This is a genomic window from Waltera intestinalis (assembly GCF_009695995.1).
GTDB lineage: Bacteria > Bacillota > Clostridia > Lachnospirales > Lachnospiraceae > Acetatifactor > Acetatifactor intestinalis.
Window position 1 is genome coordinate 344,633 of record NZ_VUMU01000001.1, and the last position, 21,601, is coordinate 366,233.

Here is a 21,601-nt window from a genome sequence, read left to right on the forward strand (position 1 = left end):
CGATGAAGAAAAAAGAAGTAAATATCAACGAAGAATCTGCCTCCACAGGCGGAGCTCATGCGGTCAACAAATTCCGCATCAGTGATTTTGTCATGATGGCAGTGATCGTTATCCTCTGCGCCAGCTGCGTATTACCTTTCCTGCATGTAGCAGTGAAATCCATTTCCGGCAATACCGCAGTAATGTCCAAGAGCGTTTACTTCTGGCCCAAGGATATCACCTTCGATGCTTATAAGAAGGTGTTTGCAGACAGCTCCATGACCTATTCCATGATCTTCTCGGTGATCGTTACCGTGATCTTCACGGCTTTGGGAATGCTGGTATGTACCTGTGCCGCTTACCCTCTCTCCAAGAAGAGATTAAAGGGTAAAAAGCTACTGACCTTCCTGTTGATGGTACCGATGTACTTCAGTGCCGGCATCATCCCCAGCTACCTGCTATATCAGAAGCTGCATGTGCTGGATACCATGTGGGTATTGATCTTACCTCTGATCTATTCCCCGTATAACATGCTGATCATGAAGAACTACTTCCAAAGCACGATTCCTGACAGCTTAGAGGAATCTGCTTTCCTGGATGGTGCAAGTAACTTCCAGATCTTGAGCAGGATTGTATTACCGTTGTCCAAACCGATCCTGGCAACATTGTCTCTGTTCTACGCTGTAGGCCGTTGGAACTCCTATGCAGACAATATGTACTACACCAAGAACGCGAACTTGAAGCTGATCCAGTACAAGCTATATCAGCTGGTGGCATCCGCAGCAGAAGCGCAGACTTCCTCCCTGGCAGATACCGGTAGTGCGATTCAGTCCACTCCCGAAGTGTTACAGGCAGCCAGCATCATGTTCGTAACAATTCCTATCATTATCATCTACCCGTTCCTGCAGAAGTATTTCGTACAGGGTACCATGATCGGAGCGGTAAAGGGTTAAGAGAAACAAAAGCAACCATGTTAGTTTTCCCCGAAAGCAGGGGTACACATAAAACTATGTATTTTAAATAAGGAGGATTGATTTATGAAGAAGAATACTCTTCACAAGGTAATGGCAACGGCACTGGTTGGTGCTATGGCAATGGGGACTCTGACCGGATGCGGCGGGAGCACTGACGCAGGTGCGGATGCTTCCACAAAGGATACCGCAGCGGTAAGCACAGCAACAAGCACAGATGCAGCAACTGCAGCAGTAGCAGGCATGGATGGCTGGGAGCCTTTCGCAAGTAATGTTACTTTACAGATTCCCGTATATGATCGTGGCTCTTCCGGAAACGGATGCTCCGACGTAGAGAACAACTACTGGACCAAATGGGTACAGGAGAATTTCGGTGACAAGTACAATATCACTGTAGAATATGTAGGAATTACCCGTAGCGACGTTATGACCGATTACGCTATGCTGGCAGCAAGCCAGAGCCTTCCTACGATCTGTATGGAATATGACTATGATAAGCTGGCAAGCTGGCAGGCAGACGGCTATCTGCAGACCTACGATGTAGAAGAGTTCAAGCAGATTGCTCCCACCTACTGGGAGACCATGGTAGAGCATGGCAACGACGCTTACACCAAGCTCTCTGATGAAGATTATCTGGTACTTGGTTACAGACCTTACGGCAATACCACTTATACCTGGTGTACTTTCTATCGTCAGGACTGGCTGGAGGAAGCAGGATTTTCTGAGTATCCTGTTGGCGACAACACCAAGCTGTTAGAGCTGTATGAAAAACTGGTAGAAAATGGTCACAAGTATCCCTTAAGCGGTAAGAAAGTAAGCGGTGCAGGTATCGACCAGAACTACGGTTACAGAGATTATCCTCAGGATGAGACTACATGGGCAACCACCGGTGACTATCAGATTCCCTCACTGTCCACCGAAGCTCAGAAGAGATTCTTAAAATGGGAGAACGAGCTGTACAACGATGGTTACTACAATCCTGAGTACTACTTAAGAGATGCTTCCGAGGCAGAGGCAGATTTCATCAACGGTGAAGCATTTACCTGGACCGGATATGTATCTTCCAGCATGAATGTGCTGAACTCTTTCTATGATGCTAACCCCGATGGCAAGCTGGCAGTAGCAGTTACTCCTTCTACATGGACACAGGATGAGACCTGGGGATCATCCGCTTCTTACAGACCTGGAACCAACTTCGGTATGATGATCGGCTTTGCTAACGATGCTACCGAGGATGAAGTAAAAGCAGCTATGATGTATCTTGAGTGGCTGAACCAGCCCGAGAATCTGTTCACCATGCAGTGGGGTATTGAAGGCGTGAACTTCAACTACGATGACAACGGCGATCCCGTAGCAGTATCAGATCAGACCGGTCTGGCTGAGCAGCAGGGACACAACAACAACGTAGACTACTGGTGTGCAGTAACCGCAGTTAAGACCCTTGGTTCTATCGAGAAGGACATCAAGGCAATCACCCCTCAGGGTATTCCTCAGGACTTCTATGACCAGATTCTGGCTAACTATAACGGACAGGTTGCTATCTACGAAGCAGGCAAGGCTAACTCCGACTGTCTGTTCGCAACTTCTATCGATGCAGTAACTGAGTACAATCAGACTCTGTATGATCTGTACACCGAGTATCGTGATAAGCTGACCATGTGCCCTAAGGATCAGTTCGACGCTCTGTATGACGAACTGAGCCAGAAGTACCTGGAGGCAGGTTACCAGGAAGTTATCGATGAGAGACAGGCTGCACTGGATGCAGGTAATACCACCAGACTTCAGTAAGTAAAAAGTATTATTACAGTAAGTACATACGGCCCCCAGGCATGAATGGCTTGGGGGCTATATTAGAAATACAATTATTTTGAATCGTTGAAGATGTTTTATGTTTTTTTCCGAGGACCTGTTTTACAATAAAAACAGATGTGGGAAAAGAATATAAACCGCTAAAAGGCAGAAACGGAGGAATTATGTTAAAGCTGGAATATGATAAGAAAGAAATAGAGGAAGTCATTGATAAAATTGTGAAAAAGACCATGAATATGGATCTCACCTGGGACTGGCCCTGTGGTGTGGCATATTACGGCATCAGTGATGCTTATGAGAAGACCGGGAAAAAGGAATATCTGGAACTGTTAAAGGATCGAATTGACGAACTGATCGATCTGGGACTGCCCAAGGTATGGACCGTAAATGCCTGTGCTATGGGACATTGTCTGATCACCTTATACCGGGCAACGGGAGAGCAGCAGTATCACGATATTCTCATGAGCAAGATCGCTTATCTGAGAAAAGATGCCCTGCGCTTTGGAGATCATGTATTACAGCATACGGTATCTGCCAACAATGATTTCCCGGAGCAGTGCTGGTGCGACACCTTGTTCATGGCGGCGTTTCTGATGCTGCGTGTGGGGGTATTGGAACACGATGAAGAGTTAATTGATGATGCACTGAACCAGTATTACTGGCATATCAAATATTTACAGAACCCCAGCAGTGGGCTCTGGTATCACGGCTATGACAATATTGCAGGAGACCATATGTCCGGTATCTATTGGGGAAGAGCTAATGCCTGGGCAGCATTTACCATGTCACAGGTAGGAGGCATCCTGCCCCAGTGCTATCTGTATCCCAAGTATATTGATGTGGCAGGTTCTCTGAATGAGCAGCTGGCAGCACTGAAGGTATACCAGACAGAGAACGGGCTGTGGAGAACTGTGGTGGATGATCCGGAGTCTTATGAAGAGATCTCCGCATCCGCAGGAATTGCCGCAGCAATGCTGACCAGAGGTAATCCTTTACATAGCAAATACATCAATAAGGCAATCAAAGGGCTGCTTGCCAACGTCAGTGAGGACGGTAAGGTAATGAATGTCTCCGGCGGTACCGCTGTTATGAGAGACAAGGAAGGCTACCGAGGAATCCCCAAGGCGTATATCCAGGGCTGGGGACAGGGACTGGCATTATCATTTTTTGCAACTTTGTTAGTATCCGACGAGATTGAGAAGGATGGTGCGTTATAAATGTTTCGCAGAAATTTTCTGTTCGGGAAGGACGGAGGAACTGCCAATCTGATCGATGTGGGCAGTGACGACCTCTATCAGCCCGGAAAAGGCTATGGCTTTGTAACAGAGAAAAACAGAAGAGAACAGGAAGGACTGCAGATCCGGGAACTGAATTCGTCTTTTGAACCGATGTACTGGTATCAGAACGAGAATCTGACCTTCCTTAGAGAAGATGAGAATGGCTGCTATCTGGATTCCGCAGAAGAAGTTGCAGCCCTGGAGGCACAGGCAGGAGAAAAAATGCCGGGTTCTCCAAGACGGATCCCGTTACTCTTCAAAGTGGATGTACCCAGACAGGGCAATTATAGGGTTACTCTGACTATCCGCTCCGAGGAGGAGATGGGAGAGGTATTGATCTTTACCGGCAGAAGACGTCTTGCTTTTCACGGCTGCGTACAGGCAGGAGAGTTCACTTATACCATGGCGGTGAATGTCTGCGATATTGTACCGGTTGGGCATTCGCATATTTTTGCGGATAAGACAGTGGACATTGCGGTATTGGCAGACAGACCAAGAATCAGTGCTCTTACGGTGGAAGAGATGAATTGTCCCACCGTATATCTGGCAGGAGATTCCACAGTGACGGATCAGCCCGGAGATTATCCCTATTATCCCGGTACCTGTTACTGTGGCTGGGGACAGATGCTTCCGGCATATCTGGATGCCAGACTTCCCGTGTCGAACCATTCTCATTCGGGATTGACCACAGATACGTTCCGCAAGGAGGGACATTATGCGGTGATCGAACAGTACAGCAGACCCGGCGATTATGTATTTTACCAGTTCGGTCACAATGACCAGAAGCTTCCAAAGTTGCAGGCAAAGGACGGCTATCAGGCGAATCTGCACCGCTATATCAAAGAGAATCAGGCAAGGGGTGTCTATCCGGTACTGGTAACACCCATTGCAAGAAATACCTGGAGATTGCGGGACCAGACCTATCTGGATCTGTTGGAGGAATTCGCAGATGTGTGTCTGGAGCTGGGAGCACAGTACAATATTCCCGTGCTGGATCTCCATGCCCACAGTAAGGAATACGTTCTGGAAAAGGGATTACAGGATGCAAAACCCATCTTTTTCCCGGGAGATTATACGCATACCAATGACTTCGGCGCTTACAAAATGGCCGGTTATGTGGCGGAGGAGATTCGTGAAAAATGCTCCGGATATTCTGAGAGAGCTTATGCATATCTGGCAGAGTGTGTGACGAAAGGCTTCGGCGCATGGGAACCTGTGGGGCAGATAAAAGTGCCGAAGAAGCCGGAGATCTACAAAGACATTCCGGATCCTGCGGGAGATCAGGTATTGTTGTCTGAGGCAGAGCAGTTGGAACGTGTGGTAAGACTGTGCCTGAAGGAAGAGCTTCTGTAATGGGATCAGATAAGAAAATAAGCAAGAATAACCAGAAAAAAACAGGAATATGAGGAGGAACTCAGAATGGGAAAAGGTGGTTTTACCTTACCGGGAGAATCAGGATATGAAGAACTGACTCTGAAAATGGCGGGAAAATGGGGCGCAGATGTGATCCGTGACAGTGACGGCACCGTGCTTTCCGATGAGATCACCCATGCCGGCTACGGCATCTACTCCACCATCTGTATTATCAGAGATCATAATGCCTGGGCAAAGGAGAATCAGGACAAATTGCAGCAGACTTTTCTGTGTACCCCTCCTTGTGTGGCGGAGTCTGATACGGTGGTCATCGGATTGATGGACAGCTTTTTTGCGGAGCAGTTCCGGATCAATGATAGTGCGGCAGCATTGGAATATTGGGAAGTGTACGACAGAACAGCCAACGTTAAGATCGACAATTCCCACTGGAACTATGACAAAGAGAAAGGAAGTGTGATCCTGTGCGGCATCACGCCTTTTCATAAGTATACGGTGAGCTTCTTAGCCTATCGTATCTGGGAAGAGATCTCCATGTACAACCACACTACGAACCATTGGGACAAAGAGCATCTGATGCAGATCGATCCCAGATACCCTGAAAATCAGGAGTATCTGCTTGGCTGGATGAAGAACTGGTGTGAGACCCATCCGGATACCACCGTGGTACGTTTTACCTCCATGTTCTATAATTTTGTGTGGATCTGGGGCAGCAACGAGAGAAATCGGAATCTGTTCTCTGACTGGGGGTCTTATGATTTCACCGTCAGTGTTCCGGCATTGCAGGAATTCGAGAAACAATACGGTTACCGTATGACAGCGGAAGATTTCATCAATAAAGGACAGCTTCATGTGACCCATATGCCGGGTAATGCGAAGAAGGCGGATTGGATGGCATTTATCAATGATTTCGTTATTTCTTTCGGCAGAAAACTGATCGATATGGTGCATTCCTACGGTAAAAAGGCGTATGTCTTCTATGATGACAGCTGGGTGGGTGTGGAGCCTTACAACGGAAGATTTGGGGAGTTTGGCTTCGACGGACTGATCAAATGTGTCTTCTCCGGTTACGAAGCGAGACTGTGCGCAGGCGTGGATGTGCCGGTACATGAACTGCGTCTGCATCCGTACCTGTTCCCGGTGGGACTGGGCGGAGCACCGACCTTCATGGAAGGCGGCGATCCCACGCTGGATGCGAAAAAATACTGGAACAGTGTAAGACGCGCACTTTTACGGGCCAGGATCGACCGGATCGGTCTCGGCGGATATCTGCATCTGGTAGAGGATTTCCCGGACTTCTGCGATTATATGGAAAAGGTGGCAGACGAATTCCGTCTGATCCGCAGCTTCCACGATGAGGGTGAGCCTTACCGTATCAAGACCCGTGTGGCAGTACTGCACTACTGGGGAAGTTTACGTTCCTGGACATTATCCGGACATTTCCATGAGACGTATATGCATGACCTGATCCACATTAACGAAGCCCTGTCCGGACTTCCCGTGGATGTGAAATTTATCTCCTTTGAGGATGTGAAAAATGGTATACTGAAAGACGTGGATGTGGTAATCAATGCAGGCCGGGCCGGAAGCGCCTGGAGCGGCGGGGATGCCTGGAAGGATGAGGAACTTGTTACCACACTTACAAAGTGGGTACACGAGGGCGGCTGTTTTATCGGTGTGAATGAGCCTTCTGCTGTGGAAGGATACGATACGTATTTCCGTATGGCTCATGTGCTGGGAATCGATGAAGATACCGGTGCGAGAGTCTGCCATGGAAAATGGGCTTTCGAGGCAGTGGATCCGGAGAGACTGATCCCGGAAGGTGCCGGTGTGGAAGCGAAGGAGAATTGTTACCTGACAGACGGCAGGGCACAGGTTCTTTTGTCAGACGGCGGGAAGCCGCAAGTAACCGTGAACCGTTTCGGCAGGGGACTGGGGATCTATCTGTCTTCCTTCCAGGTGAACCTGTGGAATACCAGAATGCTGTACCAACTGATCCGTTATGCGGGCGGAGAAGGTATTTCCGGCAGTTATATGACTGATAACCTGTATACGGAGTGTGCTTATTATCCGGAGAGCAGGAAATTGGTAGTTATCAATAACAGTGATACCGAGCAGACCACCACAATCCCTACGGAAGCTGGGGCATATACGGTAACCATTGCACCATACGATACTACTTTCTTGGAAATCGGATAACCAGATAGCAACGATCAGAGACCACAGTCCGGCATTCGGATTCTGTGGAACGGAACGCAAAGGAGCTGGAAATGGATAGCCAAAAAATAAGACCTACAGAATATTTTCCAGACGGGACCCCGATAGACGACTGGTTCTATGAGACGAAGATTCCACAGCTGTCAGAGCTCGGAAAACAGTATGTTCTGACGGAATACGGGATCTGGGATGATGGAAAGATCTATACCAAAGAGATCCAGAAGGTCATTGATCTGGCGGCAGAGGAAGGCGGCGGTGTCCTGGTGGTACCGCCCGGAACCTATCTGACAGGATCAATTTATTTCAAACAGGGAGTGAAGCTCTATGTTTCCGCCGGAGCCACCTTAAAGGGCAGCAATGATATTTGGGATTATGATTTGTGTGAGACCCGTATCGAGGGAGAGACCTGCCTTTACTATACGGCACTGATCAATGCAGACGGGGTGGATGGTTTTACCATGTGCGGACCGGGTACGATTGACGGTAACGGTCTTAAGGCATGGAGAGCCTGCTGGCTCCGCTGGCAATGGGGAGGTGGCGGCAACAAGGAGGAACAGCGCCCCCGCCTTGTCTATCTGTCGAATTGTAAAAATGTCCTGATCGCGGATCTGCGTTTACAGAATTCTCATTTCTGGACTACACATATTTATAAATGCGATCATGTGAAATACTTAAATTGTCAGATCTATTCCCCGGCAGGACCGGTTCCCGCACCCAGTACGGATGCCATCGACATAGATGTCTGTACGGATGTGCTGGTCAAGGGCTGCTATATGGAAGTCAATGACGATTCTGTGGTATTAAAAGGCGGCAAGGGGCCCTGGGCGGATACCCAGCCGGAGAACGGCATCAATGAACGGATTCTGGTGGAGGATTGTGTCTACGGTTTTTGTCATGGGTGTCTCACCTGCGGTTCGGAATCGGTACATAACCGGAATATTCTTATGCGCAGAATTAAGATCAAGGGAGCAGCGAGACTGCTGTGGCTGAAAATGCGGCCGGACACACCGCAGCGCTATGAATATATTACCGTGGAACAGATCGAAGGCAGGGTAAAGGAATTCCTTAAGATATATCCATGGACCCAGTTTTTTGATCTGAAGGACCGAAAGGACAGGCCGCTGTCCTATGCCGATCATATCACTATGCGGGATTGTGATTGCGTCTGCGATACATTTTTTGATGTGATCGCGGATGAAGAACAGTATCTTCTTACAGATTTTACCCTGAAGGATCTGCGGATCCGGGCAAGAGTGGATAATTTTTCAGAAGACAAGTTAAGAAGTGTAGTATATGAGAATGTACATGTGGAAGAAAGTACGGAGCCCGCGGAGAGCTGGCATGAAGTGAAAGGCTTCCAATAATAAACGCTTTGAGGAATGGAGATTAATATGGCAAAGGTGTATATTAACGAAAAGATCAAGAAGGGACATATCAACCCGGAACTCTACGGCAACTTTTCCGAGCATCTGGGCAGATGTATCTATGAAGGACTGTATGTAGGTGAGAATTCCGAGATCCCCAATACCAATGGTATGCGTAACGATGTAGTGGCAGCACTCAAGGAGATGAAGCTTCCGGTGCTTCGCTGGCCCGGCGGTTGTTTCGCGGACGAATACCACTGGAAAGACGGTATCGGACCGAAGGAGAACCGCAAGAAAATGATCAACACTCATTGGGGTGGTGTGACCGAGGACAACAGCTTCGGTACCCATGAGTTCTTCGAACTGTGTGAACAGATCGGTTGTAAGACCTACATCAATGGCAATGTGGGAAGCGGTACCGTACAGGAGATGTCCGAGTGGGTAGAGTACATGACTTTCGACGGGGTATCTCCTATGGCAGACCTGCGTAGAAAAAACGGCAGAGAGAAAGCATGGAAGGTGGATTACTTCGGTGTCGGTAACGAAAACTGGGGATGCGGCGGCAATATGACCCCATCCTACTATGGCAATCTGTACCGCAGATACCAGACCTATGTGAGAAATTATGATCAGAAGCACCCAATTTTCAAAGTCTGTTGCGGCCCCAATGCGGGAGATACTTATTGGACTGAAAATGTGCTGAAGACCTGTTTTGAAAATGCACCGGAATGGATGCATGGCTTTATGGACGGACTGTCCCTGCATTACTATACACTGCCGGAGGATGACTGGTCTCACAAGGGAAGTGCACTGGACTTCGACGATGCAGCATGGTATAAGACGCTGGCAAAGGCTTTTAAGCTGGATGAACTGATTCATAAGCATTCTACGATCATGGACAAATATGATCCTGAGAAGAAGATCGGCCTGATCTGCGATGAGTGGGGCACCTGGTATGATGTGGAGCCCGGCACGAATCCCGGATTTTTATACCAGCAGAGTACCATGCGTGATGCTCTGGTGGCCGGACTGTCTTTAAATATTTTCAACAAGCACTGTGACCGTGTGAAGATGGCAAACATCGCACAGCTTATCAACGTACTGCAGGCAGTGATCCTGACCGAGGGACCGAAGATGCTGCGTACCCCGACTTACCATGTATTCCATATGTACAAATACCATCAGGATGCGGATCTGGTGGAAAGCTATATCGATGGTGTGGAACAGATCGGTGAAGACGAAAAGTTCAAGGTTCCCCATTTACAGGAATCCGCTTCCGTGGATAAGGACGGTGTTGTGACCATCACCCTGAACAACCTGTCCATTGATAAGGCAGAAGAGGTGGAGATCGCTTTCGCAGAGTGTAATCCAAAGTACGTGTCCGCTGCGATTCTTACCAATGATATGCATGCTTACAATACTTTTGAGGATCCCGACAAGGTGCACGAGGAAGTGTTTACAGATTATAAGATTGAAAATGGAAAGATCATATTTACCATGCCGGCATGCAGCGTCGTTATGTTACGGATAAAATAAGCGATAAGAATAGTTATGGAAGAAAAGCAAACAATAGAAACGATGGATGTCACAAGAAAATATTCCTGTCGGAAATGTCTATTACGGGAAATGGACAAAAATGCCTATATGGAGAATTTGTACGTCTACATAGACAGGATCGAAGAGGATAGTAAAGCAGATAAGGCGGTCTATGAAGACCGCCTTGCTGTATGTAAGGAATGTAAATATCTGAATGAGGGCCTGTGCGGTGCCTGTGGCTGCTTTGTGGAACTGAGGGCTGTCATGAAAAATAATGTTTGTCCTTATGAAAAATGGTAATAAGTGTCAGGTACCTTGAGGGAATAAAGATTCTGTAAAAACAATATAAAAAAACTGTTAAAAAGATGTTAAGAACGTGCTAGGAAACTTAAGAATGTCCGATTTTCTATCCTAATCATTATCGGTATAATAAGTACATAAAGACCGGTAAGGTCGCAAAAATATTGGGAGGGAAATCCAAATGAAGAAAAAGATTTTAACAGCTCTATTATGTGTAACCATGGTATGCGGACTGGCAGCCTGCGGCGTCAGTGCTCCTCAGACACCGGCAGCAAGCACCCCTGCACAGGAGGGCACTACAGCAGCAACCACTGAATCCAAGGAAGAGGCACAGGAACAGGCACCGGCAGCAGATGCTATCACACTGGTAATGGCTGAAGTAAATCCTCTGGATACCATCGTAGGTATGACGGACCAGAAGTTCAAGGAAGAAGTAGAGTCCCGTTCCAACGGCTCTATCATAATTGACCTGCAGGCCAGCGGTGTTCTCGGTTCCGAGAATGATGTTCTGGATACCATGCTTGGCGGTGGCGGTACCATTGATATGTCCCGTATCTCCGCATTCGCACTTACTTCTTACGGCGGAAAGAAGTCCATGCTTCTGTCACTGCCGTACACCTTTGTAAGCCGTGAGCATTTCTGGAACTTTGCAACCTCTGATCTGGCGAAGGAGTTCCTGCTGGAGCCTTCTGAGAACGGCAGCGGTGTAAGAGGTCTGTTCTATGCAGAGGAAGGCTTCCGTCATTTCTTTACCAAGAGTGAGATTAAAGATATCACATCCTTTAAGGGAATGAAACTTCGTGTATCCAATGACCCTGTTATGAACGGTCTGGTAGAAGGTTTAGGCGCATCTCCCACCGTGGTATCTTTCGGTGAACTGTACTCCGCACTGCAGACCGGCGTGGTAGACGGTGCAGAACAGCCGATCGCCAACTATAAGTCCAACGCATTCCCTGAGGTAGCACCTTATATGATATTAGACGGACATACCCTGGGCGCCGTACAGGTCATCATTACCGATGATGCATGGAACAAGTTAAGCGCAGAGCAGCAGAACATTCTGATGGAAGCCGGCGCAGCCGCATCCCAGTACAACCGTGAGATCTCCGAGCAGAAGGAGAACGAGGTTCTGGAAGAGCTGAAGGCAGACGGCGTGACTGTAATCGATGTAGATGACAAGACACCCTGGCAGGATGCCGTTAAGGATGTCATCGCTGAGAATATAAAGGGTCAGGAAGATCTGTATCAGCAGATCGTTGATATGCAGTAAGCAGACGCTGAACGCAGTAAGACTCGTAATAAGCGAGGAGTGACGAAGGGCACGGGAAGTTCACTTCCTGTGCCCTATTAATGTGAAAACGCCGGTGGATACCGGCAGAAAGAGGTTGAAGGAGTATGTCAGGTTTTTTTAAGGCAGTGGATAAGTTCAAACCGGTCTACGATGTTGCATACAAAATCGTTCTGTTTTTATGCAAACTATTGTTGGTCGCAGATATTCTGATTACCTGCATGAGCGTTCTCGGAAGATATGTTCCGTTTATTCCCGATCCTGCATGGTCGGAAGAGGTGGTACTTACTTTGATGTCCTATATGGCAGTACTTTCCGCAGCACTGGCCATCCGCAGAAATGCACATATCCGTATGACAGCATTTGACAGATATCTGCCTTCTGCAGCGATCAAGGCACTGGATATTTTATCTGATTTCTGTATATTTGCACTGGCCATTGTAATGGTAGTGGTTGGCTGGAAATATGCTTCTACCCTGGGAGCCAAGGGAAGCTATGTAAGCATGCCTTCCGTATCCAGATTCTGGATGTATTTTCCGATTCCCATTGCCGGTGTGGCAATGATCGTGTTCGAACTGGAAGCACTATACAACCATATTAAGAATATTTTTGTAAAGGAGGGTGATAAATAATGACAGCGAATGGTACAGCAATAGCAATTTTACTGATCAGCTTTCTGGTCATGATCTTTTTAAGATTCCCCATTGCCTATGCAGTGGCATTATCTTCCCTCTTATGTCTGTGGTATCAGCAGCTGCCCTTTACTACCATTTGCCAGCAGATGGTAAAAGGTATCAGCTCTTTTAGTCTGATGGCGGTTCCCTTCTTTATTACTATGGGATGCCTGATGGGATCGGGCGGTATTTCGGAGAAGCTGATCGCACTGGCGGATGCCTGCGTAGGGTGGATGACCGGCGGTATGGCCATGGTGAATATCGTGGCATCTTATTTTTTCGGTGGAATTTCCGGTTCTGCATCAGCAGATACTGCTTCGCTGGGAAGCATACTGATTCCTATGATGGTAGAGCAAGGATATGATGATGATTTCTCTACCGCAGTTACTATTACATCTTCTTGTGAGGGGCTCTTGGTTCCTCCCAGCCATAACATGGTAATCTATGCAATGAGTGCCGGTGGAGTGTCGGTAGGAAGCTTATTCCTGGCAGGATATGTACCCGGAGCATTGTTGGCAGTTTCCCTGATGATCGGTTCTTACATTATTTCCAAGAAGCGCAAATATCCAAAGGGAGATAAGTTCAGCCTCAAGAGATTGGGAAAACAGTTATCTGTTTCTTTTTGGGCACTGGCGGCGGTGATTATCGTCGTGGTGGGTGTCGTAGGCGGATGGTTCACCGCAACCGAGTCTGCAGCCATCGCTGTTATTTACAGTCTGATCGTCAGTGTGTATATTTATAAAGGACTGGACTGGAAGGGGGTATGGAAAATTCTGGAATCCTGTATTGATACGTTGTCTATCGTACTGATCCTGATCTCCACATCCAGCATTTTCGGATACTGCCTGACTACTTTACATGTACCTGATCTGGCAGCCAATGCCATTATCGGTCTGACAAAAAATCCAGTACTGATCGCGCTGCTTTTGGACTTGATACTTCTGGTACTGGGGTGTATCATGGATATGGCACCGATCATTCTGATCGCAACACCGATCCTGCTTCCTATTGCCAATTCTATCGGTATCAATGCAATCCAGTTCGGTATTATGATGATCTTAAACTGTGGTATTGGACTTCTGACACCTCCGGTAGGTGCGGTATTATTTATCGGATCTGCAGTCAGCAAAGTAAAGATGGAGAGAGTGGTAAAGGCAACCCTGCCGTTCTATCTCTGCATGATCATAGTACTGCTCTTACTTACCTTTATCCCGGAGATCAGTATGTTCCTGCCAAATTTGTTTAGCTAAGGAAAGAAAAGGATGTGTGACAGCATGGAATACAAATTTAATTGCGATGTGAAAGCGTCGGATCTGTGGAAAATGTCTATGGTGCGGACCTATCGTTCCTTTTTGGGAGTGATCAATATTGTGTTTACCGTGTCCATGATAGCCATGACGGTGAAACTATGGCCGGGTTCCGAAGATTTTTTCAGAGTAATGGAGATTCTGTGCTGTCTGATCTTCCCGGTGTTTCAGCCGTTGGCAATTTGGGGCAGAAGCTATAAACAGGTGGAACAGCAGCCTAAAGGTGTAGAACTGCTATTTCTAAATAGCGGTATTGTGGTGACCTGTGATGGCAAAGAGGAGAAGATTCCCTGGAGCCGTGTCACCAGAGTAATCCGTCAGGACTCTATGATCGTCATCAAGACAGATGATTCTTACGGTTATATGATCATGAACCGGGTCATGGGAGAACAGAAGGATGCATTCTACAATGATTTGGTGGCACTATTGAAAAATCAAAAGAGATAAAGAGGAAAACAGCGTTGTGTTTTCAAAAAGCATGACGCTGTTTCTTTATAGATGTGGTTGAGGGGTTATGAAGGTCTGGAAAAAATTATCCATTAAAAATAAGATTCTGGTATATGTGGGAACTGTATTGCTTTTTTTACAGTTGTCGTTCTTTTTGATGTCTGGATTGTGAAATATTTCATGGTGGATTTTAACCGGATCCTGGAAAACAATGTGGTCAGCGGAGAGATGATCACTGCATTGGAAGCGGAAGTTACTTCCTTTGAAAATTTTTCCCGACTGGATACCGAAGAAAATGCTTCTGATCTCCAGAGCAGAATAGCGGAAACCAAAGAAAAGGTATATGCCTGTGATCTGGATTATGCAGCGCTGGGAGAGCGGCGGTTTGCCCAGCTGCAGGCAATCCGTAACAGCTACGAGATCTATACCAGGGCAAGAGATGCGGTAATACAGGGGGAATATCAGGGGGATGCCTATATCAAGGAACTGTACAGGGTGTATGGCATGCAGACCTATCTGCAACAGTATATGCAGAGATTTCTGTCGGCCACCATCGAGGAAGGAAATCTCCGTTATCAGGAACTGTTGCCCTCTGTATCCGGCATTGTAGTGCTGGCCGTAATTCTGAGTATTTTATTGGCATTTACCATGTTTGAAATCGCAAAGATGCTGAACCATTCTATGATGGATCCGATTATTAAACTTGTAGCTGCCTCCAAGCAGATTGCTGCCAATGAGTTTTTTGTGGAGGACGTGGAGACCGACAATGAGGATGAACTGGGAGAACTGGTACATGCTTTCAACAAAATGAAATATGCCACTGGAGAATATATCAAGGCGTTGGAGGAAAAAAGAGAAGTGCTGGACCGGCTGCATCAGCAGGAACTGGAAAATCTGGCAACAGAAAAGCAGTTGGAAACCATGAATCTGGAAGTGTTGAAGAATCAGATACAGCCCCACTTTTTATTTAATACGCTGAATGTGATAGCGGGAATGGCGGATCTGGAAGATGCTGCGACTACGGAGAAGATGATCAATGCACTGAGTTCTCTGTTCCGCTACAATCTGAAGACGCAGCAGGCGGAAGTGTTCTTAAATCAGGAAATCAAAGTGGCAAAGGACTATATGTATCTCCAGCAGATGCGCTTTGGCAGCAGAGTCAGCTTTACACTGGAGTGTATGGAAGATGCGGAGCATGTCCTGATGCCGACTTTTACGATACAGCCTTTATTGGAAAATGCTATCATACATGGTCTGGGACCGAAGGAAGAAGGCGGAAGTATTAAAATGCAGGTCTTTCGTAAGGAAGATATGCTGCATATCCGAGTGGAAGACAGTGGCATCGGTATGACACAGATGGAAGTGATCCTGATAAGAGGGAATCTAGCCAACGGCACCAATGAAGGTGTAGGGATTGGCATTTCCAATATTTATGCAAGAATCCATTCCATGTATGGAAAGTGTAATTTTTATATAGAAAGTGAAAAGGGAAAAGGAACCTCTGTAGAAGTGGTGATTCCTTTCCATAAGGATAAGGCTTCTATGGAGAGATAAACGAGAAAAGCAGAAGGAGAAGGTCATGTATCGTATTTTGGTAGCAGATGATGAACCAATTGAACGACAGGTGTTGTCAAAACGCATACAAAAGAATTTTCCCGGACAGATAGAGATTTTTACGGCGCAAAACGGTCGGGAGGCAATGGAGACTTTTGAGCATGAGAACTGTCAGATCGCAATCCTGGATATCTCCATGCCCGGCATCAACGGACTGGAGGCAGCGAAATATATCCGTGAAAAATATCCAGACAGTATCATTATATTTTTGACGGCGTATGATGAGTTTAATTATGCAAAGCAGGCAATCGGAGTGAAAGCATTGGAATATCTGTTAAAACCGGGCCGGGATGATGAACTTCAGGAAACGCTGGAGGAAGCCTTCAGTCTGATCGACTGCAACCGGACACCAACAGTGGAAGAAGCACCGGAGAATTCGTCACAGATAGCAGCGGCAGACGAGGACTTGGATCATGCCCGGGTGAATGCGATTGCCTCGGAAATCGCTTCGTTTCTGGAAACCCATTACCAGGATGATCTGTCCCTGCAATCGGTAGCCGGACGAATGGGATATTCGGAAGTGTATTTCTGTAGACTGTTTAAGAATTGTTTTGACAAGACCTTTATTATGTACCTGAATGATCTACGTATGACAAAGGCAGTGGAACTGTTGAAAGATATTTCCATCAACATCAAGGAGATCAGTGAGAGAGTGGGGTACAGAGATGCCAACTATTTCACCAGAATTTTTAAGAAAAAAATGGGTATGACACCTAGTGAGTTCCGGAATAAAAAGGAGATGCCATGAACAAAAAACTGATATTGTCATGGGGCGTTTTTGCTATTATGGTCATAGTAGCGACGTGCTTGTTTTTTATTACAAAAAAACCGGAAGAAGCACCGGAATATGTACTGTTCTATGCGGAGAATCAGACGGCGGATTATCCGACGACGCTGGGGGCACTGCGTTTTGCCGAACTGGTGCAGGAGCGTACCGGAGGACGAATCCACATCATCGTGGAGAGTGAAGCAAAACTGGGTTCGGAAAGCGAAGTACTGGAACAGATCAAATACGGCGGCATTGCTTTTGCAAGAGTTTCCCTGTCACAGATTGCGGAACAGGCACCGGAAATGAATGTACTGCAATTGCCTTATCTGTACAGAGACTCGGAGCACATGTGGAGGATATTGGACGGAGAAATCGGAGAGGAATTTCTGAAGAAGGTTTCTGCGTACGGATATACAGGATTGTCCTGGTATGATGCCGGTGCCAGAAGCTTCTACAGTGTGGAGAAGCCCATCACCTGTCTCGAGGATTTTCAGGGAATGACGATCCGTGTGCAGGAATCGGACATGATGGCGGATATGGTGGAGGCGTTGGGCGCTAAAGCGGTAAAGATCGCATATTCCTCAGTGTATTCTGCATTACAGCGCCATACCATTGACGGGGCGGAGAACAACTGGCCCTCTTATGAGGCTATGAATCATTATGAAGTGGCACCGTATTTTACGATAGATGAGCATACGAGAGTGCCAGAGATGCAGATCTGTTCTGCGTCGATCTGGGAACAACTGTCAGAGGAGGATCAGGAGATCCTGCGGAAATGTGCCAGAGAGTCTGCGGAGTATGAAAGAGAACTCTGGAAAGACAGAGAGGAACAGTCCAGACAGACTGCCATTGCCAACGGAACCTGTGTGATTTCCCTTCCTACGGAAGAAAAAGAACGGTTCCGTAAAGCCATGAGTAATCTTTATGAAACATATTGTTCGGACAGTGCAGAATTGATCAAAAAAATTATGGAGCAATAATAGAATTAAAAATGGGAGAATGTTGTTATGAAAGTGTTTGCAAACAGGAAGAAGAATAAGCAGCTGGGACTGACCTATGCCGTATTTTTAATGAACGGTATGCTGGCATTGTCCATTGGATCCCTGCTTCCCTTTGTACGGGACGCCAGAGGACTTGATTACGGATTTTGTGGATTGATCGTTAGCCTTCATTCTGTGGGCAATCTGTTTTCCAGCTTTTTGGCGGGGACGCTGCCGCTTGCCATCGGAAAAAAGAAGAGTATTCTGCTCTTTCAGTCGGCTTTTGCTATTTCTTATTGCATGATTTTGTTTGGAAAAGGAAATCTGGTACTGGCTGCAGCTTTTCTCATGACCGGACTGGCTAGGGGAGCGGCAAGTAACTATTGTAATTCCAAGATCAACAATCTGGCACCTGGGAAGGCGTGGATCATTAACGGTTTGCATGCCATGTTTTCCATCGGTGCCTTTGTGTTCCCGATTCTGCTCACCCTGATCACAGGAACCTATGCGGACCACTGGGTGTACGCCTGTATGCTCATGATAGCACTGGGGGTACTTACCTGGATTTTGTATCTGCTGATCCCGGAGGATGAGGATGTGGTAGAGGCTCCTGCGGCAGGAGAGAAAAAGGAGAGCAACTGGGGATTTTTAAAGGAGCCTCTTTTTTATCTGGTGATCCTGACGCTGTTTTTCTATCTGTGTGCGGAACAGGGCGTCATTGGATGGATGATAACTTATTTTAAGGACACAGAGCTTCTGAGCCCTTCCGTGTCCACCATCACAGCCAGTGTACAGTGGCTGATGATCCTGCTGGGACGTTTGTCTGCGGCATTTTTGTCTTTAAGGATTGCCAAGGAAAAGCTGCTGCCGGCAATGGGTGTGGGACTGGTTGTCTTTTTCATTATTTTGATCTTCAGTAAAACGACTTTTTGGATTATGTTTGGAATCGTGGGATTCGGATACAGCATGGCGGGAATTTATCCCACCACAGTATCCTTTGCGGGAAAATTGCTTCAGAAATATTCTATGGCCTGGAGTTTCATCCTGACCACAGCGAGCTTCGGGTCTATTCTGATGCCTTCCGTGATCGGAAAGATCGCGGCAGGTGCCGGCATCACTGTGGGGATGAGTTCTGTGGCAGTGGTGCTTGTCATTGACTTTGTATGTATCATTGCCCTGTGTATGTATTCCGTCAGATCTCAGAAGGAACATATTTCTTAAGTGTTGCACCCACGGCCCCAGTACGGAGCTTAATTCTGAAAAATACTGTTTTACCAATGTATCCATGCCGAAGACGTGGAGATTAACACCGAATATTTTGTGATTGGCAGGTAATGCGTCCAGCTTTGGCATATCCTTGGGAGCGGCACTCAGTTCGTAAGTAGCAACGTACTGACGGGCTTCCTCTAACAGGGGGTCGGAGCTGGGCGTAATTTTTTAAGGGAAACAATGCCAAAAAAGAGAAAATATGTTATACTGTATCTATTGTACTAAGCACAGGAAACACTTAATAGAAATACATAGGATATTACAATGGAAAATTATCAGGAACAGTATAAACAGGAATTACATCAGCAGGAGATCCACTCCAACTTGCAGACGCTGAAGGGTTTTTTTTGGATCTTTGCGACCATTTTGGTGATCTGGGCACTGACACTGCTACGGATCTTTATCGTGGATGCCGGGATTTTTACAATGGCAGTGGGAATGTCTGCGGTCATAGGAATCCCTATAGTTTATATTTATAAGAAAGTGGACTTGTCGAAGCAATGGGTCAAATATGTATTCCTGACGCTGATCTGCATGATTTCAGCGATTTTTGCTGCTTTTTTATCTTTTCACGCAGTTCTTATCTATGTGCTGCCGTTGCTTTTGGCGGTGCAGTACCGACAGAAGAGGAGTCTGTGGATCACGTATTTCGTGAATAATATCACCATGACGATCAGTATGCTGGCAGGCTTTTATCACGGTATATGTGATCTGAACCTGCTGCTTGGAAGCAATCATACAAGAAGCTGGTATCTGGAGCAGTGGAGTGCAGGAACTTTGCAGTTTGACCTTGAGCCGGATCCGGTATTTGTAATATTATTCTATGGAGTACTACCGCGGGCAGTGATCCTTTTGGTATTCACTGTCATCCTGTGTTATATCAGTATCAGCAGCCATGAGGATGCACAAAGAATCGCGGATCTGACTTATCGCAAAGAGACTGACCTGGGAACGCATGTGTACAATAAGAACAAATATGAGGAAATGATCGAGACGTATTATCCGGAGGTACACAGACTGGCTGCTATTTTCTGGGATGTGAATAATTTAAAATATGTCAATGATAAATACGGTCACGCCGCCGGGGATGTTCTGATTCAGACATTATCCTCCGTACTGTATGAATTGTCTACGGACAGACGCAAGGTTTATCGTGTGGGCGGGGATGAGTTTGTTATGATTATCGAGAATCCGGTAGAAACCGAGATAGAGTCCATGTTAGAGACTGTAAAAGCCGATCTCATGGAAAAAGACGGGCAGGGAGACATACCGATCTCCAGCGCAGTAGGCTGGGCGGAGGGCTGCGGCGTGGATATTCGCAAGATCGTCAATGAGGCAGATACGAAGATGTATGAGAATAAAAAACGCGGAAAGGAAGGCAGAGAATAGATGGCAAACTGGGTGAGTGCAGGCTGCGGTGTCATTGCCAATGAACTGGCACAGGCTATGGAAAAAAGAGGGCAGAAGCTGTATGGTGTCGTGAACCGTACGCAGGAGAAAGCAGTAGCTTTTGCAGAGAAATACGGTGTGCAGAATGTATTTACAAGTTTTGAGGAAATCTGTGAAGATCCGGCAGTGGATATCATCTATATCTCTACGCCTCATAATACGCATATTCAATTTTTACGAAAAGCTCTGGCAGCAGGTAAGCATGTGTTGTGCGAGAAATCCATTACGTTAAACTCTGAAGAACTGGAAGAAGCCATACAGCTGGCGAAGGAGCATGGCGTAGTTCTGGCGGAAGCTATGACAATCTACCATATGCCAATCTATAAGGAACTGTTAAAGCGAGTGGATGCGGGAGACCTCGGAGAACTTCGTGTGATACAGATGAACTTCGGAAGCTATAAGGAATACGACATGAAGAACCGGTTCTTCAACCGGAATCTGGCGGGCGGTGCATTATTGGATATCGGCGTATATGCGCTCTCTTTTGTAAGAATGTTCTTAAGCTCCTGTCCGGATCAGATCGCCTCTCAGGTGAAATTTGCACCTACGGGAGTGGACGAACAGGCGGGTATCCTTTTAATGAATCCGAAGCAGGAGATGGCGACAGTGACATTATCTCTGCATGCCAAGCAGCCCAAGCGGGGCATGCTCTCTTTTGACAAGGCTTATGTGGAGATGTATGAATATCCCAGAGGACAGAAGGCAGTGATCACCTACACGGAGGACGGTCATACTGAGGAACTCCGGGCAGGAGCCACAGCGGATGCCCTGGCCTATGAGGTAGAGGATATGGAGCGGGCAATTGCCGGACAACCGGAGGTCATGAAGTTGAATTATACGGAAGATGTCATGCACATGATGACAGAGATCCGAAAACAGTGGGGACTGACCTATCCAGAGGAAGAGTAGACCAGGAAAAAATCTGATAACAGTATTCCGGCGGTAAAAAGAGCCGAAGAAAATATGACCAACCGTCGGTA

General features: G+C 46.9%; 18 protein-coding genes. All 18 read left to right on the forward strand.

Features of this window, described 5'->3' with window-relative positions; all coding sequences use genetic code 11:
* Positions 1-2 precede the first annotated feature (2 nt).
* A complete protein-coding gene (locus FYJ59_RS01635) occupies positions 3-932 on the forward strand; it encodes a carbohydrate ABC transporter permease (RefSeq protein WP_154494989.1) in 930 nt (309 codons plus the stop codon).
* 84 nt (positions 933-1,016) lie between these two features.
* Positions 1,017-2,738: a type 2 periplasmic-binding domain-containing protein gene (locus FYJ59_RS01640; protein WP_154494990.1), complete on the forward strand. Its 1,722-nt coding sequence runs from the start codon at positions 1,017-1,019 to the stop codon at positions 2,736-2,738.
* Positions 2,739-2,923: 185 nt separating this feature from the next.
* Positions 2,924-3,976, forward strand: coding sequence for a glycoside hydrolase family 88 protein (locus tag FYJ59_RS01645; protein ID WP_118692094.1), 1,053 nt, complete (start codon positions 2,924-2,926; stop codon positions 3,974-3,976).
* Positions 3,977-5,389 carry a rhamnogalacturonan acetylesterase gene (locus FYJ59_RS01650; RefSeq protein ID WP_154494991.1) on the forward strand — a complete coding sequence of 471 codons (1,413 nt, stop codon included), beginning with the start codon at positions 3,977-3,979 and terminating at the stop codon, positions 5,387-5,389.
* 66 nt (positions 5,390-5,455) lie between these two features.
* Entirely contained in the window at positions 5,456-7,606 is a 2,151-nt protein-coding gene (gene gnpA / locus FYJ59_RS01655; protein ID WP_154494992.1) for a 1,3-beta-galactosyl-N-acetylhexosamine phosphorylase, read from the forward strand.
* A 71-nt stretch (positions 7,607-7,677) separates the two neighbouring features.
* Positions 7,678-8,988: a glycoside hydrolase family 28 protein gene (locus tag FYJ59_RS01660; RefSeq protein ID WP_154494993.1), complete on the forward strand. Its 1,311-nt coding sequence runs from the start codon at positions 7,678-7,680 to the stop codon at positions 8,986-8,988.
* A 27-nt stretch (positions 8,989-9,015) separates the two neighbouring features.
* On the forward strand, positions 9,016-10,524 hold the full coding sequence (locus FYJ59_RS01665) for an alpha-N-arabinofuranosidase (protein ID WP_205839424.1): 1,509 nt from the start codon (positions 9,016-9,018) through the stop codon (positions 10,522-10,524).
* Positions 10,525-10,539: 15 nt separating this feature from the next.
* Positions 10,540-10,824 (forward strand): DUF6171 family protein, encoded by a 285-nt coding sequence (locus FYJ59_RS01670; RefSeq protein WP_235897873.1) that lies wholly within the window; start codon positions 10,540-10,542, stop codon positions 10,822-10,824.
* 181 nt (positions 10,825-11,005) lie between these two features.
* Positions 11,006-12,094: a TRAP transporter substrate-binding protein gene (gene dctP, locus FYJ59_RS01675; RefSeq protein ID WP_154494995.1), complete on the forward strand. Its 1,089-nt coding sequence runs from the start codon at positions 11,006-11,008 to the stop codon at positions 12,092-12,094.
* Positions 12,095-12,219: 125 nt separating this feature from the next.
* A complete protein-coding gene (locus tag FYJ59_RS01680) occupies positions 12,220-12,744 on the forward strand; it encodes a TRAP transporter small permease (RefSeq protein ID WP_154494996.1) in 525 nt (174 codons plus the stop codon).
* Positions 12,744-14,036 (forward strand): TRAP transporter large permease, encoded by a 1,293-nt coding sequence (locus tag FYJ59_RS01685; protein ID WP_154494997.1) that lies wholly within the window; start codon positions 12,744-12,746, stop codon positions 14,034-14,036. Before FYJ59_RS01680 ends, FYJ59_RS01685 begins: the two co-directional genes overlap by 1 nt.
* 24 nt (positions 14,037-14,060) lie before the next feature.
* Positions 14,061-14,540 (forward strand): YcxB family protein, encoded by a 480-nt coding sequence (locus FYJ59_RS01690; RefSeq protein ID WP_205839425.1) that lies wholly within the window; start codon positions 14,061-14,063, stop codon positions 14,538-14,540.
* A gap of 168 nt (positions 14,541-14,708) precedes the next feature.
* A complete protein-coding gene (locus FYJ59_RS01695; RefSeq protein WP_328597186.1) occupies positions 14,709-16,094 on the forward strand; it encodes a sensor histidine kinase in 1,386 nt (461 codons plus the stop codon).
* A 25-nt stretch (positions 16,095-16,119) separates the two neighbouring features.
* On the forward strand, positions 16,120-16,902 hold the full coding sequence (locus FYJ59_RS01700) for a response regulator transcription factor (RefSeq protein ID WP_154494999.1): 783 nt from the start codon (positions 16,120-16,122) through the stop codon (positions 16,900-16,902).
* Positions 16,899-17,903, forward strand: a complete 1,005-nt coding sequence (locus FYJ59_RS01705) for a TRAP transporter substrate-binding protein (protein WP_154495000.1) — start codon at positions 16,899-16,901, stop codon at positions 17,901-17,903. The genes FYJ59_RS01700 and FYJ59_RS01705 overlap by 4 nt, the downstream gene beginning before the upstream one ends.
* Positions 17,904-17,930: 27 nt before the next feature.
* Positions 17,931-19,124, forward strand: coding sequence for an MFS transporter (locus tag FYJ59_RS01710; RefSeq protein ID WP_154495001.1), 1,194 nt, complete (start codon positions 17,931-17,933; stop codon positions 19,122-19,124).
* Between the two features lie 312 nt (positions 19,125-19,436).
* Positions 19,437-20,561 carry a GGDEF domain-containing protein gene (locus FYJ59_RS01715; RefSeq protein WP_154495002.1) on the forward strand — a complete coding sequence of 375 codons (1,125 nt, stop codon included), beginning with the start codon at positions 19,437-19,439 and terminating at the stop codon, positions 20,559-20,561.
* A complete protein-coding gene (locus FYJ59_RS01720) occupies positions 20,562-21,530 on the forward strand; it encodes a Gfo/Idh/MocA family protein (RefSeq protein WP_154495003.1) in 969 nt (322 codons plus the stop codon).
* Positions 21,531-21,601: the final 71 nt, after the last annotated feature.

Excerpts from the sequence above, each read along its gene's own strand:
- FYJ59_RS01665 (WP_205839424.1), top strand. The coding sequence starts at position 9,016 with ATGGCAAAGGTGTATATTAACGAAAAGATCAAGAAGGGACATATCAAC.
- FYJ59_RS01650 (WP_154494991.1), top strand. The coding sequence starts at position 3,977 with ATGTTTCGCAGAAATTTTCTGTTCGGGAAGGACGGAGGAACTGCCAAT.
- FYJ59_RS01635 (WP_154494989.1), top strand. The coding sequence starts at position 3 with ATGAAGAAAAAAGAAGTAAATATCAACGAAGAATCTGCCTCCACAGGC.
- FYJ59_RS01700 (WP_154494999.1), top strand. The coding sequence starts at position 16,120 with ATGTATCGTATTTTGGTAGCAGATGATGAACCAATTGAACGACAGGTG.
- FYJ59_RS01640 (WP_154494990.1), top strand. The coding sequence starts at position 1,017 with ATGAAGAAGAATACTCTTCACAAGGTAATGGCAACGGCACTGGTTGGT.
- FYJ59_RS01685 (WP_154494997.1), top strand. The coding sequence starts at position 12,744 with ATGACAGCGAATGGTACAGCAATAGCAATTTTACTGATCAGCTTTCTG.
- FYJ59_RS01690 (WP_205839425.1), top strand. The coding sequence starts at position 14,061 with ATGGAATACAAATTTAATTGCGATGTGAAAGCGTCGGATCTGTGGAAA.
- FYJ59_RS01660 (WP_154494993.1), top strand. The coding sequence starts at position 7,678 with ATGGATAGCCAAAAAATAAGACCTACAGAATATTTTCCAGACGGGACC.
- FYJ59_RS01705 (WP_154495000.1), top strand. The coding sequence starts at position 16,899 with ATGAACAAAAAACTGATATTGTCATGGGGCGTTTTTGCTATTATGGTC.
- gnpA (WP_154494992.1), top strand. The coding sequence starts at position 5,456 with ATGGGAAAAGGTGGTTTTACCTTACCGGGAGAATCAGGATATGAAGAA.
- dctP (WP_154494995.1), top strand. The coding sequence starts at position 11,006 with ATGAAGAAAAAGATTTTAACAGCTCTATTATGTGTAACCATGGTATGC.
- FYJ59_RS01720 (WP_154495003.1), top strand. The coding sequence starts at position 20,562 with ATGGCAAACTGGGTGAGTGCAGGCTGCGGTGTCATTGCCAATGAACTG.
- FYJ59_RS01680 (WP_154494996.1), top strand. The coding sequence starts at position 12,220 with ATGTCAGGTTTTTTTAAGGCAGTGGATAAGTTCAAACCGGTCTACGAT.
- FYJ59_RS01710 (WP_154495001.1), top strand. The coding sequence starts at position 17,931 with ATGAAAGTGTTTGCAAACAGGAAGAAGAATAAGCAGCTGGGACTGACC.
- FYJ59_RS01645 (WP_118692094.1), top strand. The coding sequence starts at position 2,924 with ATGTTAAAGCTGGAATATGATAAGAAAGAAATAGAGGAAGTCATTGAT.
- FYJ59_RS01715 (WP_154495002.1), top strand. The coding sequence starts at position 19,437 with ATGGAAAATTATCAGGAACAGTATAAACAGGAATTACATCAGCAGGAG.
- FYJ59_RS01670 (WP_235897873.1), top strand. The coding sequence starts at position 10,540 with ATGGAAGAAAAGCAAACAATAGAAACGATGGATGTCACAAGAAAATAT.